Origin of the sequence: Pseudomonas sp. TWI923, from assembly GCF_039673365.1 — a bacterium.
GTDB classification, from domain to species: domain Bacteria; phylum Pseudomonadota; class Gammaproteobacteria; order Pseudomonadales; family Pseudomonadaceae; genus Aquipseudomonas; species Aquipseudomonas sichuanensis.
Window position 1 is genome coordinate 165,356 of sequence record NZ_JBDJLM010000003.1, and the last position, 12,849, is coordinate 178,204.

Here is a 12,849-nt window from a genome sequence, read left to right on the forward strand (position 1 = left end):
CCATGGCCCTCCCTTTTTTTGTTGCCTGCCACCATGCACTGTCCGTTTTGCGGTGCCAACGACACCAAGGTCATCGACTCGCGCCTGGTCGCCGAGGGCGAACAGGTTCGTCGCCGTCGCGAATGCGTCGCCTGCGGCGAGCGTTTCACCACCTTCGAAACCGCCGAGCTGGTCCTGCCACGGCTGATCAAGCAGGACGGCACGCGCCAGCCCTTCGATGAAGACAAGCTGCGCGCCGGCATGCAGCGCGCGCTGGAGAAGCGGCCGGTCAGCGTCGAGCGCCTGGAAGCGGCGCTGGCGCATATCAAGAGCCGCCTGCGCGCCACCGGCGAGCGGGAAGTGAAGTCACTGGTGGTCGGTGAACTGGTGATGGCCGAGCTGCGCAAGCTCGACGAAGTCGCCTACATCCGTTTTGCCTCGGTCTACCGGCGTTTCCAGGACCTCGACGAGTTCCGCGAAGAAATCGACCGCCTGGCCCGCGAGCCAGCCAAAGAGTAAGCATGACCAGCCAAGCCGCCATTCTCGACGCCCACTACATGGCCCGGGCCGTGGAACTGGCCCGCAAGGGCCTCTACACCACCCACCCCAACCCACGCGTAGGCTGCGTGATCGTGCGCGATGGCGAGGTGGTCGGCGAAGGCTGGCACGTGCGCGCCGGCGAGCCCCATGCCGAAGTCCACGCCCTGCGCCAGGCCGGCGAGCGTGCCCGTGGCGCCTGTGCCTACGTCACCCTCGAGCCTTGCAGCCACCATGGCCGCACGCCGCCGTGCGCCGAAGCGCTGGTCAAGGCCGGCGTGGCGCGGGTGGTGGCGGCCATGCAGGACCCCAACCCGCAAGTGGCCGGCAATGGCCTGCGCCGCCTGCAGGAGGCCGGGATCGAAGTGGCCAGTGGCGTGCTCGAAGCCGAAGCCCGTGCCCTCAACCCCGGTTTCCTCAAACGCATGGAGCACGGCCTGCCGTTCGTTCGCGCCAAGCTGGCGATGAGCCTGGACGGCCGTACCGCCATGGCCAGCGGCGAAAGCCAGTGGATCACCGGCCCTGCCGCCCGCTCGGCGGTGCAGCGCCTGCGCGCCCGTTCCAGCGTGGTGCTGACCAGCGCCGCCAGTGTGCTGCAGGACCAGGCGCGGATGACCGTACGCGCTGAACAGTTGGGCCTGGACGCCGAGCTCACGGCCCTGGCCTTGTCGCGTCCGCCGCTGCGGGTGTTGATCGACGGCCGCCTGCGCCTGCCACTGAATGCGCCATTCTTCCAGGCCGGCCCGGCGCTGGTGATCACCGCCGCCGGTGAAGATCCGCGCTATGCCGCCGCCGGCCACGAACTGATCAACCTGCCTGGCAGCGCCGGCCAGGTCGATCTGCCGGCGCTGCTGCGTACCCTTGCCGGGCGCGGCGTCAACGAAATCCTGCTGGAGGCTGGCGCCGGCCTGGTCGGTGCCTTCGCCCGCCAGGGCCTGATCGACGAGTTCCAGCTGTTCGTCGCCGGCACCTTCCTCGGCTCCGCTGCCCGCCCGCTGCTGGACTGGCCGCTGGCGCAGATGAGCGAGGCGCCGCGGCTGAAGATCACCGAAATGCGCGCAGTCGGCGATGACTGGCGAGTCACTGCCATCCCCCTGCCGGCCCCCGGCGTATAATGCCGGGCTTGCCCCGCGCAGCCTGTCTTTGAGGAGAACAGCATGTTCACCGGCATCATCGAATCCATCGGCACCATCCGCAGCATGACCCCCAAGGGCGGTGACGTGCGCGTTTATGTAGAAACCGGCAAGCTCGACCTGGGCGACGTCAAGCTCGGCGACAGCATCGCCGTCAACGGCGTGTGCCTGACCGCCGTCGAATTGCCCGGCGACGGCTTCTGGGCCGACGTCAGCGTCGAGACCCTCAAGCGCACCGCCATGGTCGATCTGAAGACCGGCAGCCGGGTCAACCTGGAAAAGGCCCTCACGCCCACCACCCGTCTGGGTGGTCACCTGGTCAGCGGCCACGTCGACGGCGTCGGCGAGATCGTCTCGCGCGCCGATAACGCCCGCGCCATCCAGTTCCGCGTGCGCGCACCCAAGGAACTGGCCAAGTACATCGCCCACAAGGGCTCGATCACCGTCGACGGCACCAGCCTGACGGTCAACGAAGTCGATGGCGCCGAGTTCGAGCTGACCATCGTCCCGCATACCCTGTCCGAAACCATCATGGCCGACTACCGCGCAGGGCGTCGGGTGAACCTTGAGGTCGACCTGCTGGCCCGTTACCTGGAGCGTCTGCTGCTGGGCGACAAGGCTGCCGAGCCGAGCAAGGGCAGTGGCATTACCGAAAGCTTCCTGGCCGCCAACGGCTTCTTGAAATCCTGATTGAGAAGGGGGTGCCGCGTGGCGCTCAACAGCATCGAAGAACTGGTCGAAGACATCCGCCAGGGCAAAATGGTCATCCTCATGGATGACGAAGACCGCGAGAACGAAGGCGACATCATCATGGCGGCTGAGTGCTGCCTGCCTGAGCACATCAACTTCATGGCCAAGCACGCCCGTGGCCTGATCTGCATGCCGATGACCCGCGAGCGCTGCGAAACCCTGAAGCTGCCGCTGATGGCGCCGCGCAACGGTTCCGGTTTCGGCACCAAGTTCACCGTGTCGATCGAGGCCGCCGAGGGTGTCACCACCGGCATTTCCGCCGCCGACCGCGCGCGCACCGTGCAGGCCGCCGCCGCCAAGGACGCCAAGGCCGAAGACATCGTCAGCCCTGGCCACATCTTCCCGCTGATGGCCCAGCCCGGTGGCACCCTGGCCCGCGCCGGCCACACCGAAGCCGCCTGCGACCTGGCGCGCATGGCCGGTTTCGAGCCGAGCGGGGTGATCTGCGAAGTGATGAACGACGACGGCACCATGTCGCGCCGCGCCGAGCTGGAAGTGTTCGCCGCCGAGCACGGCCTGAAGATCGGCACCATCGCCGACCTGATCCACTACCGCATGATCCACGAGCGCACCGTTCAGCGGGTTTCCGAGCAGCCGATCGAGAGCGAGCTGGGTGAATTCAACCTGGTCACCTACCGTGACGCGGTGGAGGGCGACGTGCACATGGCCCTCACCCTCGGCAAGATCTGCGCCGAAGAGCCGACCCTGGTGCGGGTGCACAACATGGACCCGCTGCGCGACCTGCTGATGGTCAAGCAGCCGGGCCGCTGGAGCCTGCGCGCGGCCATGGCCGCCGTGGCCGAAGCCGGCAGCGGCGTGGTGCTGCTGCTGGGCCACCCGCTGGACGGCGACGTGCTGCTGGCGCACATCCGCGAAAGCGCGGGCGATGCGCAACCCAAGGCACCGACCACCTACAGCACCGTTGGCGCCGGCTCGCAGATCCTGCGTGACCTCGGTGTGCGCAAGATGCGCCTGATGAGTTCGCCAATGAAGTTCAATGCGATATCCGGATTCGATCTGGAAGTTGTAGAATACGTGCCCTCCGAGTGACTTGAGGCGGCTTGATCGCCTTCCAACTCGAGTCAAAACCCTCCCGAGGCCGCCACAGCGCGGCCTCGCTCTTGAAGATGAGAACTCAAGAATGACCCTGAAGACCATCGAAGGTACCTTCATCGCCCCCAAAGGTCGCTATGCTTTGGTGGTTGGCCGCTTCAACAGCTTCGTCGTCGAAAGCCTGGTAAGCGGTGCAGTCGATGCCCTGGTACGCCACGGCGTCAGCGAAAGCGACATCACCATCATCCGTGCCCCGGGCGCCTTTGAAATCCCGCTGGTGGCACAGAAAGTCGCCCAGCAAGGCAACTACGACGCGATCATCGCCCTGGGCGCCGTGATCCGTGGCGGTACCCCGCACTTCGAATACGTGGCGGGCGAGTGCACCAAGGGCCTGGCCCAGGTGTCCATGGAGTTCGGTGTTCCGGTGGCCTTCGGCGTGCTGACCGTCGACTCCATCGAACAGGCCATCGAGCGCTCCGGCACCAAGGCCGGCAACAAAGGTGCTGAAGCTGCCCTGTCCGCTCTGGAAATGGTCAGCCTGCTGGCGCAGTTGGAGGCCAAGTGATTAGCGACGAAAGCGATCGTTTCAACCCGCGCGATCCGAAACCTGCGGATGCCGGCAAGCCCTCGAAGAGCGCCAAGCGTCGCGAAGCCCGCAAGCTCGCCACCCAGGCCCTCTACCAGTGGCACATGGCCAAGCATTCGCTGAACGAGGTCGAAGCGCAGTTCCGGGTCGACAACGATTTCACCGATATCGACGGCGCCTACTTCCGCGAGATCCTGCACGGGGTCCCGGCGAAGAAGAGCGAAATCGACGAAGCACTCAAGCCTTGCCTGGACACCCCGCTCGAAGAGCTCGACCCGGTCGAACTGGCGGTTCTGCGCCTGTCCACCTGGGAGCTGATCATGCGCGCCGACGTACCCTACCGCGTAGTGATCAACGAAGGTGTGGAACTGGCGAAAGTGTTCGGCGCCACCGACGGCCACAAGTTCGTCAACGGCGTGCTGGACAAGCTGGCTCCGCGTCTGCGTGAGGCGGAAGTCAAGGCGAACAAGCGCTGAGTGCGCGCCTGCCGGCCATGGGTGAGTTCGAGCTGATCAGCCATTACTTCGCCGCCGCGCCCTGTGCGCAGGGCGGCGAAGGCGTGGCCCTGGGCATCGGCGACGATTGCGCCCTGCTGGACATTCCCGCCGGCGAACAGTTGGCGATCTCCACCGACACCCTCGTGGCCGGTGTGCATTTCCCCGCAGTCTGCGACCCCTTGCTGCTTGGCCAGCGTGCGCTGGCCGTGGCGGTCAGCGACCTGGCGGCCATGGGTGCCACGGCGATCGGCTTCACCCTCGCGCTCACCTTGCCCCAGGTCGGCCCCGACTGGCTCGAAGGCTTCGCCGACGGCCTCGGGCGCATGGCCCGGCGCTGCGGCATCAGCCTGATCGGCGGCGACACCACCCGTGGCCCGCTGAGCATCACCGTGACCGTGTTCGGCCGGGTACCGACCGGCCAGGCGCTGCGCCGCAGTGGCGCGCGCCCGGGCGACCTGCTGTGTGTCGGCGGTGATCTGGGCAATGCGGCCGGGGCGCTGCCGTTGGTGCTGGGCGAGCGCGAGGCCATCGACGAGGTGGCTGGGCCGCTGCTTGAGCACTATTGGTCGCCGCTGCCGCAACTGCAGCTTGGCGAGCGCTTGCGTAGCCTGGCCACGTCGGCGCTGGATATCTCCGATGGCCTGCTGGCCGATTGCGGGCACATTGCCAAGGCGTCCGGCGTGGCATTGCAGGTGAACCTGGCGCAGGTGCCAGTGTCTGGCGCCTTGCAGGCCTTGCTCGGCCATGAAGGGGCGTTGCACGCGGCGCTCACCGGTGGCGATGACTACGTACTGGCGTTCACCGTACCCGAGGCGGCTCTGGCGACCCTGGGCGCTGGCGTGCACGTGATCGGCCATGTGCTGCAAGGCCAGGGCGTGACCCTGCGCGACCCGCAGGGCCGGGACATCACCCCGCAACAGCGGGGCTATCAACATTTCAGGGAGACACCGTGACCGACCACCCCAACCAGGTGCCTGCGGAGTTCGTTCCGCCTTCGGTCTGGCGCAATCCGTGGCACTTCATCGCCTTCGGCTTCGGCTCCGGCACTTTGCCCAAGGCCCCTGGGACCTGGGGCTCGCTGGTGGCGCTGCCGTTCATTCCGCTGTGGCAGATGTTGCCCGACTGGGGCTACTGGCTGCTGCTGGGCATCAGCATGCTGTTCGGTGTGTGGTTGTGCGGCAAGGTGGCCAATGACTTGCGCGTCCACGATCATGAAGGCATTGTCTGGGACGAAATCGTCGGCATGTGGATCACCCTGTGGCTGGTGCCGGAAGGCTGGCAGTGGCTGCTCGCAGGGTTCCTGATGTTCCGCTTCTTCGACATCCTCAAGCCGTGGCCGATCCGCTGGGTCGACCGGCATGTGCATGGCGGGTTCGGGATCATGCTCGACGATATCCTGGCCGGGGTATTTGCCTGGCTGGGCATGCAGGTTCTGGTGTGGGCGGTGGCCTGAAACACAGGAGTGTTGTGATGGGCGTGAGGACTGTTGTACTGGCATTGATGCTGCTCGTCGCCCCGGCCGTCATGGCCCGCGAGACGCCCGCACAGGTGCGCCTGGTCAGCGAGGAATGGCTCGACTACACCAACGCCGATGGCAGCGGGGTGGCCTGGGACGTGCTGCGCAAGGTGTTCGAGCCGGCAGGGGTCAAGGTCGTCACCCAAAGCGCGCCGTACAGCCGTGCAGTAGGCCTGGTCAGGCGTGGCGAGGCCGATGCCTGGGTTGGCTCGTACAAGGAAGAGAACGAGGACAACCTCTACCCGCGCTGGCACTTCGACATGGACCACATCTACGCCCTGGGCCTGGCCGGCAAGGCACAGCCCACGCCCGAAAACGTCGGCCAGTATCGCCTGGCCTGGGTGCGCGGCTATGACTACGCCAGCTACCTGCCCAACGTGCACAACTTCCGTGAGGTTCAGCGCCGCGAGGGCATCCTGCCGATGCTCGAGCATGACCGGGTGGACTTTTACATCGATGCGCAGACCGAAGTCGACTACGTGCTTGGGCAGTCGCCACACCCCGAGCGTTTTCGCAGCACCCACGTCGCCGAGCTGCCGCTGTACCTGGCCTTTACCCGTAGCGAGCAGGGCAAGGCCCTGAGTGCGCTGTTCGACAAGCGCATGGCCGAGCTGGTGCGCAGCGGTGAGTTGAAGCCGATCTTCGAGCGCTGGAAGCAGCCGTATCCGTTCAGCGCCGACAGCCAGCCGCATTAAGGGCGGCTGGTAGTTTCCACCGTTGGCGCGGGCCCTGTGGGAGCGGCTTTAGCCGCGAACACCGGCGAAGCCGGTGCCATCCACTGGGTTGCCTGCTTCGCGGCTAAAGCCGCTCCCACAGGGTTCGCGCCAGCGTCCTGATAATCAGCAGGACAGTTGTTGCCAGGTGCATGCAGCGCGCGCTCCCCATAAGCATCGAACTTTTCGATCTTAAGCGGCGATATTCAGCCTGCGCACCCGTGCCGGGCTGCTGATACAATCGGCCCAACTGAAATTTCCCACTTCCCAGGAGCACAACGTGCCCGTCGTCTTTGTCGCCGCTTGCAAACTCCCGACCCCCTACGCGATTTTCACCATGCATGGTTTCCTCGACGAAGCCACCGGCCGTGAGCACGTGGTGCTCAGCCTGGGTGACATTGCCGACGGCGAGCCGGTGTTGGGGCGGCTGCACTCCGAGTGCCTGACCGGCGATGCGCTGTTCAGCCAGCGTTGCGACTGCGGTTCACAGCTGGACGCCGCGCTGCAGGCCATCGCCCGCGAAGGCCGTGGCGTGCTGCTGTACCTGCGCCAGGAAGGCCGTGGCATTGGCCTGCTGAACAAGATCCGCGCCTACGAGCTGCAGGACGGCGGCGCCGACACCGTCGAGGCCAACGAGCGCCTGGGCTTCGCCGCCGACCAGCGTGACTACGCCATGTGCCTGCCGATGCTCGAGCACCTGGGCGTCAGCGCGCTGCGCTTGATGACCAACAACCCGCGCAAGGTCAAAGCCCTGACCGACATGCACATCAAGGTCGCCGAGCGCGTGCCGCTGCACACTGGCCACAACCCGCACAACCGCCTGTACCTGGCCACCAAGGCCGACAAGCTGGGCCACATGATGGGCAACAAGCACCAGGGCGAGGTGCCGCAGGCGTGACCCGTGGCGAGGTGAAGCGGCGCCTGGCGCTGGCCTGGTGGCAGTACCTGGCGGTCGGCCTGGTGCCGTTGCCGGTGATGGCCTGGGCTTTCGGTGGCGGCGAGCCGCTGATCCCGGTGCTGGCCATGCCGCTGTTCATCGCCGGTGCAGCCACCATGTTCCTCAGCCTGCCGCGCTTTGGCGCCTACAAGCGCACGCTGATCGCCACCGACAAGCTCCTCGGCAGTGCCGAGGAGCCGGCCGCCTGGATCGAGTTGGCGCGGGTGCGGCGCCTGGCCATGCTGTATGCCTGCTTCCCGGCCTGGGTCGCCGCCTTGTCGGTGCTGGTCGGGCTGGAGGCGGTGCCGCAGATTCTCCTGGCGATTTCCACCGTGGTGCTGTTGTACCTCTACCGCATTCCGCGCCAGCTCGGCTGATGCGGGCGCTGCTCGTCCTGTTTGCACTGCTGAGCTTCGGCGCCCTGGCCGAGGCTGCGCCGCGGGTGGTCAGCCTGGCGCCGTCCATGACCGAGATCGTCGTCGAGTTGCAGGCACAGGACCTGCTGGTCGGCCTGCTCGATGGCGGTGAACGCCCGGCGTCGCTGCAGGGCCTGCCCTCGGTGGGGCGCCATGGACAACTGGACATGGAGCGGCTGCTCAGCCTCAAACCCGACCTGCTACTGCTCTGGCCCAGCAGCGTGGCGCCTGCGCAGCGCGACCAGCTGCGACGCCTGGGCATCGCCACCTTCAGCGCCGAGCCCGGCGACCTCGACCAGTTGATCACCCAGATCGAAGCCATCGCCCAACGCCTGGGGCGTGACGAGCAGGGGCGCGTGTACGCGGCCAGCCTGCGTGAACGGCTGAACGGCCTGCGCGAGCGCTACCGGCGTCAGACGCCGTTGCGGGTGTTCTACCAGGTGTGGGACAAGCCCCTGTACACCTTGGGTGGGCGGCAGGTGGTCAGCGATGCGTTGCGGGTCTGCGGGGCGCGCAATGTGTTCGATGACCTCACGCAGCCGGCGCCACAGGTCAGCCTGGAGTCGGTACTGCTGCGTGACCCGCAGGTGATCCTCGCTGGCGACCCGGCGCAACTGGCCAGCTGGCGTAGCTGGCCGAAGCTGAGCGCCGTGGCCGCTGGTCACCTGCTGGTGGTGCCGGACAAGGGCCTGGAGCGGCCCAGCGGGCAGATGATCGAGGCCACGGCACGCTTGTGTGCCTTGCTGGACGCTACAGCGCCGGTGTCCAGGTGACGCTGAGCAGCCAGGTGCGACCCTCTTCGCGATAGCCGTACTGGTTGTCGTCGAAGCTGTACAGGGCGCGGCTGTACTCTTTGTCCAGCAGGTTGTCGAGCTTGAGCTCCAGCTTTACCTCATCCGTCGCCGACCAGCCGCCGCGCAGGCCGAGCAGGCCGTAGCCACCCAGGCTATTGCGGTTGGCTTCGTCGTCGTAGCTGCTGCTGACGGCCTGCCAGCTACCACCCAGGCTGAAACGCTCGAACTGCCGATCAAGGTCCAGGCTCAGCGTGCGCCGGGCGCGGCGGGCCAGGGTGTGGCCGCTGTCACGGTCGCGCGGGTCGATCAGTGCCAGGCCAAGCTGGCTGTGCCACTCGCCCCATTGCTGCTGCAACCCCAGTTCGAAGCCATTGATGCGGGCCGAGGCTACGTTGCGTGGGATCGAGTCGGCGCCGAAGATGATCGCGTCGCGCAGGTCGGTGCGGTACAGCGAGGCTTCCAGGCGGCTGTCGGCGGTCAGCTGGCTACGCCATTGCAGCTCGTAGCTCTTCGAGCGCTCAGGGTCCAGGTTCGGGTTGCTGTACTGCGGGTAGTACAGGTCGTTGAAGGTCGGCGCGCGGAACCCCTCGCTGTAGGACAGCAGCAGGTCGTTGCTGGCGTTGACGGGCAGGGTGAGGCTGGCGCTCCAGGTGTTCTGGCCGCCGAACTGCTGGTTCTGGTCGCGGCGCAGCCCCAGCTCGGTGGAGAACCACTCACCCGTGTAGCGATGCTGGGCGAAGATCGCGCGGTTCCAGCGGCTGTCCTCGTCGAAGTCGGTGCTGGCATGCACCCGGTCCTGGTACCAGTCGCCGCCGAGCAGCAGGTCGTTGCGTGCATCCAGGGTGAAATCGTTCTGCCAGGTGACCTGGTCGCGGTAGGTGTTGAACACCTGGCGTTCGTCGCTGAGCTTGTCGCGCTTGTCGTCACGGTTCTCGCTGTGGCCCAGCTCAAGGCGTGAATGCCAGGCGTCGTTGAGCTGGGCGTCCAGGTAGGTACCGAGGCTGCTGACGGTGAAGTCGGTATAGGGCTTCTGGCCGAAGCTCTTGAAGGTGGCCGGGTCGAAGCGGCCGAACGGGTTGTCGTATTCGCTGCGCCCACGGCTGTCGAGCAGGTTCAGCCCGGCCTCGAAGCGTTCGTTGAGCACGTGGCTCAGGCTCAGGTTCAGCGAGCGGTCGCGGTAGGCATCATGGTCGCCGTCGCTGGCGAATGACGGGCCGGTCGAATCGAGCCCGGCGGTCTCGTCCAGGCTGGCGCCCAGGTTGAAACGGGTGTCGCCATCGCCGCCGGACAGGCCCAGGCTGCGTTGCCAGGCCTGGTTGCTGCCGGCCGCCAGGCGCAGGCGGGGCTGCAGGCCCTGGCCGTCGCCACGGCGGGTGAAGATCTGGATCACCCCGCCGATGGCGTCGCTGCCGTACACCGCCGAACGCGAGCCGCGCAGCACTTCCACCCGTTCTATCTGATCGACGTCGAGAAACTGCAGGCCGCTGTCGCCGGAGGTGGCGTTGGCGATGCGCACGCCATCGACCAGCACCAGCGTCTGCGCGGCCTTGGTGCCACGGATGAAGATGCCGGGCAGGCTGCCACGGCCGCCGGTTGGAGCTACTTGCACGCCGGGCACGCGGGTGAGCAGGTCGCTGACGCTGGTGGGTTGCAGGCGGTCGATGTCGCTGCGGGTGAACACCGTGTTGGCGGCGCTGGTGGCGCTGCGCGATTCGACCTGACGGCTGGCGCTGATCAGTACGTCGGGGAGCTTGAGGGCGTCGTCGCGGGAGGGTTCGGCGGCCAGGGCGGCGGCAGGGAGGCAGAGCAGGGAAAGCGTAGAGATCTTCATGGGCAGTTCAATTGAAATCGCGGGGCAAGCCCGCTCCCACGCACTCGCCGGGGGAGCGGGCTTGCCCCGCGAGAGGGCCAAACAGGCCCAGCGTGGCCAATAGGGCTTTGTCGGCAGCCTCGATCCCGGCGGCCTCCAGCCCGCACTCGGCGAGCATTTGCGCAGGCTTTGCATGCTCGACATAGATGTCCGGCAGGCCCAGGTGCAGCAGCGGCTTGACCACCGCCTCGCGGGCGAGGAACTCGCCCACGGCAGCGCCGGCACCGCCCATGATGGCGTTTTCTTCGACGGTTACCAGCAGTTCATGGCCAGCGGCCATTTCCAGCACCAGGGCTTCGTCCAGCGGTTTGACGAAGCGCATGTCGACCACGGTGGCGTCGATCTCTTCGGCGACCTGCAGGGCTTCGCTCAGTTGCACGCCGAACACCAGCAGGGCGACCTTGCTGCCGCGGCGGCGGACCACGCCCTTGCCGATCTCCAGGGGCTCGAGGTCGCCGCTGATCGGCGCGTTCGGGCCGGTGCCACGCGGGTAGCGCACGGCCGCCGGGCCCTTGTAGTGGTGGCCGGTGCTGAGCATCTTGCGCAGCTCGTTCTCGTCGCTCGGGGTCATTACCAGCATGCCGGGGATGCAACGCAGGTACGAGAGGTCGTAGGCCCCGGCGTGGGTCGGGCCGTCCTCGCCGACCAGGCCGGCGCGGTCGATGGCGAACAGCACGTCGAGGTCCTGCACCGCCACGTCGTGGATCAGTTGGTCATAGCCGCGCTGCAGGAAGGTGGAGTAGATCGCCACTACTGGCTTTGCACCTTCGCAGGCCATGCCGGCGGCCAGGGTGACCGCGTGCTGTTCGGCAATCGCCACGTCGAAGTAGCGCTCGGGGTAGCGTTCGCTGAAGTCGACCAGGTCCGAGCCTTCCTTCATCGCCGGGGTGATGCCCACCAGGCGGTTGTCGGCGGCGGCCATGTCGCACAGCCACTGGCCGAACACTGCGGAGTACTTCGGCCCGCTCGGCTTTTTCGGCGCGACCGGCTTGTTGGCCGGCTCCAGCTTGGTGATGGCGTGGTAGCCGATCGGGTCGACCTCGGCCGGGGCGAAGCCCTTGCCCTTTTTGGTCACCACGTGCAGGAACTGCGGGCCCTTGAGGTCACGCATGTTACGCAGGGTGGCGATCATGGTCGGCAGGTCGTGGCCGTCGATCGGGCCAATGTAGTTCCAGCCCAGCTCTTCGAACAGGGTGCCGGGCACCAGCATGCCCTTGGCATATTCCTCGGTGCGGCGGGCGATTTCCCAGGCGCCAGGCAGGCGTGACAGCACTTTCTTGCTGCCCTCGCGCATGCTGGCGTAGGTGCGACTGGACAGAATCTTGGCCAGGTAGTTGGACAGCCCGCCGACGTTGCGCGAGATCGACATGTCGTTGTCATTGAGAATGACCAGCATGTCGGCATTCACTTCCTGCGCGTGGTTCAGCGCTTCGAAGGCCATGCCGGCGGTCAGTGCGCCGTCGCCGATCACCGCGATGGATTTGCGCGGATCGTTCTGCAGACGAGCGGCGATGGCCATGCCCAGCGCAGCACTGATCGAGGTGCTGGAATGACCGACGCCGAAGGTGTCGTACTCGCTCTCGCTACGGCGCGGGAAGGCGGCGATGCCGTCCTTCTGGCGCAGCGACAACATGCGGTTGCGCCGGCCGGTGAGGATCTTGTGCGGGTAGGCCTGGTGACCGACGTCCCACACCAGCCGGTCATCCGGGGTGTCGAAGACGTAGTGCAGGGCGATGGTCAGCTCGATGACGCCCAGGCCGGCACCGAAATGCCCGCCGGTCTGCCCCACGGTATAGAGCAGTTCCTGGCGCAGCTCGTCGGCCAAAGGCTCGAGGTCGGCTTCGGCCAGCCGGCGCAGGCCAGCAGGCGTGTCGGCGCGGTCGAGCAACGGCGTGACCGGGCGTTCGCGGGGGATCTCTTGAAACGTCGTGGGCATCAGGCGAGTCGTTATAGGTTTGAAGACGCGGCAGTTTACCCCATTGTGGGAAAAGCTGCCCATTCAAGCGGGGGCCTACGCCCTCTGTGGGAGCGGGTTTACCCGCGAATGCGATGTTGCATCAACCACCGC

The 12,849-nt window shown here is 66.7% G+C and carries 13 protein-coding genes and 1 pseudogene; 12 read left to right on the plus strand and 2 right to left on the minus strand.

Features of this window, described 5'->3' with window-relative positions; all coding sequences use genetic code 11:
- Positions 1-33: 33 nt before the first annotated feature.
- The 12 genes from nrdR (at position 34) to ABE459_RS02830 (ending at position 8,890) form a co-directional block, all read left to right on the plus strand.
- The gene (nrdR, locus tag ABE459_RS02775; protein ID WP_016393425.1) at positions 34-498 is read left to right on the plus strand and encodes a transcriptional regulator NrdR; all 465 of its coding nucleotides are present in this window, start codon (positions 34-36) and stop codon (positions 496-498) included.
- A gap of 2 nt (positions 499-500) precedes the next feature.
- Positions 501-1,631, plus strand: a complete 1,131-nt coding sequence (gene ribD, locus ABE459_RS02780) for a bifunctional diaminohydroxyphosphoribosylaminopyrimidine deaminase/5-amino-6-(5-phosphoribosylamino)uracil reductase RibD (RefSeq protein WP_323830303.1) — start codon at positions 501-503, stop codon at positions 1,629-1,631.
- Positions 1,632-1,673: 42 nt separating this feature from the next.
- A complete protein-coding gene (locus ABE459_RS02785) occupies positions 1,674-2,339 on the plus strand; it encodes a riboflavin synthase (RefSeq protein ID WP_110993350.1) in 666 nt (221 codons plus the stop codon).
- A gap of 18 nt (positions 2,340-2,357) precedes the next feature.
- On the plus strand, positions 2,358-3,449 hold the full coding sequence (gene ribBA / locus ABE459_RS02790) for a bifunctional 3,4-dihydroxy-2-butanone-4-phosphate synthase/GTP cyclohydrolase II (RefSeq protein WP_110993351.1): 1,092 nt from the start codon (positions 2,358-2,360) through the stop codon (positions 3,447-3,449).
- 91 nt (positions 3,450-3,540) lie between these two features.
- Complete coding sequence (gene ribE, locus ABE459_RS02795) at positions 3,541-4,017, plus strand: 6,7-dimethyl-8-ribityllumazine synthase (protein WP_110993352.1); 477 nt, start codon at positions 3,541-3,543, stop codon at positions 4,015-4,017.
- Positions 4,014-4,514, plus strand: coding sequence for a transcription antitermination factor NusB (nusB, locus tag ABE459_RS02800; protein WP_110993353.1), 501 nt, complete (start codon positions 4,014-4,016; stop codon positions 4,512-4,514). Before ribE ends, nusB begins: the two co-directional genes overlap by 4 nt.
- Before the next feature lie 17 nt (positions 4,515-4,531).
- Entirely contained in the window at positions 4,532-5,488 is a 957-nt protein-coding gene (gene thiL / locus ABE459_RS02805; RefSeq protein ID WP_323830304.1) for a thiamine-phosphate kinase, read from the plus strand.
- Complete coding sequence (locus ABE459_RS02810; RefSeq protein WP_023632630.1) at positions 5,485-5,988, plus strand: phosphatidylglycerophosphatase A; 504 nt, start codon at positions 5,485-5,487, stop codon at positions 5,986-5,988. The genes thiL and ABE459_RS02810 overlap by 4 nt, the downstream gene beginning before the upstream one ends.
- A 17-nt stretch (positions 5,989-6,005) precedes the next feature.
- A complete protein-coding gene (locus tag ABE459_RS02815) occupies positions 6,006-6,746 on the plus strand; it encodes a transporter substrate-binding domain-containing protein (protein WP_258644374.1) in 741 nt (246 codons plus the stop codon).
- Positions 6,747-7,044: 298 nt separating this feature from the next.
- Positions 7,045-7,662: a GTP cyclohydrolase II gene (gene ribA, locus ABE459_RS02820; protein ID WP_125462436.1), complete on the plus strand. Its 618-nt coding sequence runs from the start codon at positions 7,045-7,047 to the stop codon at positions 7,660-7,662.
- Positions 7,659-8,078, plus strand: a complete 420-nt coding sequence (locus tag ABE459_RS02825; protein ID WP_258644375.1) for an MFS transporter — start codon at positions 7,659-7,661, stop codon at positions 8,076-8,078. Before ribA ends, ABE459_RS02825 begins: the two co-directional genes overlap by 4 nt.
- Positions 8,078-8,890 (plus strand): cobalamin-binding protein, encoded by an 813-nt coding sequence (locus ABE459_RS02830; RefSeq protein ID WP_323830305.1) that lies wholly within the window; start codon positions 8,078-8,080, stop codon positions 8,888-8,890. Before ABE459_RS02825 ends, ABE459_RS02830 begins: the two co-directional genes overlap by 1 nt.
- On the opposite strand, the gene ABE459_RS02835 is transcribed toward ABE459_RS02830, so the two are convergent.
- Positions 8,868-10,742 carry a TonB-dependent receptor gene (locus ABE459_RS02835; protein ID WP_323830306.1) on the minus strand — a complete coding sequence of 625 codons (1,875 nt, stop codon included), beginning with the start codon at positions 10,740-10,742 and terminating at the stop codon, positions 8,868-8,870. The genes ABE459_RS02830 and ABE459_RS02835 overlap by 23 nt on opposite strands.
- 82 nt (positions 10,743-10,824) lie before the next feature.
- Positions 10,825-12,717, minus strand: a pseudogene (gene dxs / locus ABE459_RS02840) (1-deoxy-D-xylulose-5-phosphate synthase); the annotation flags it as partial.
- Between the last annotated feature and the right edge of the window lie 132 nt (positions 12,718-12,849).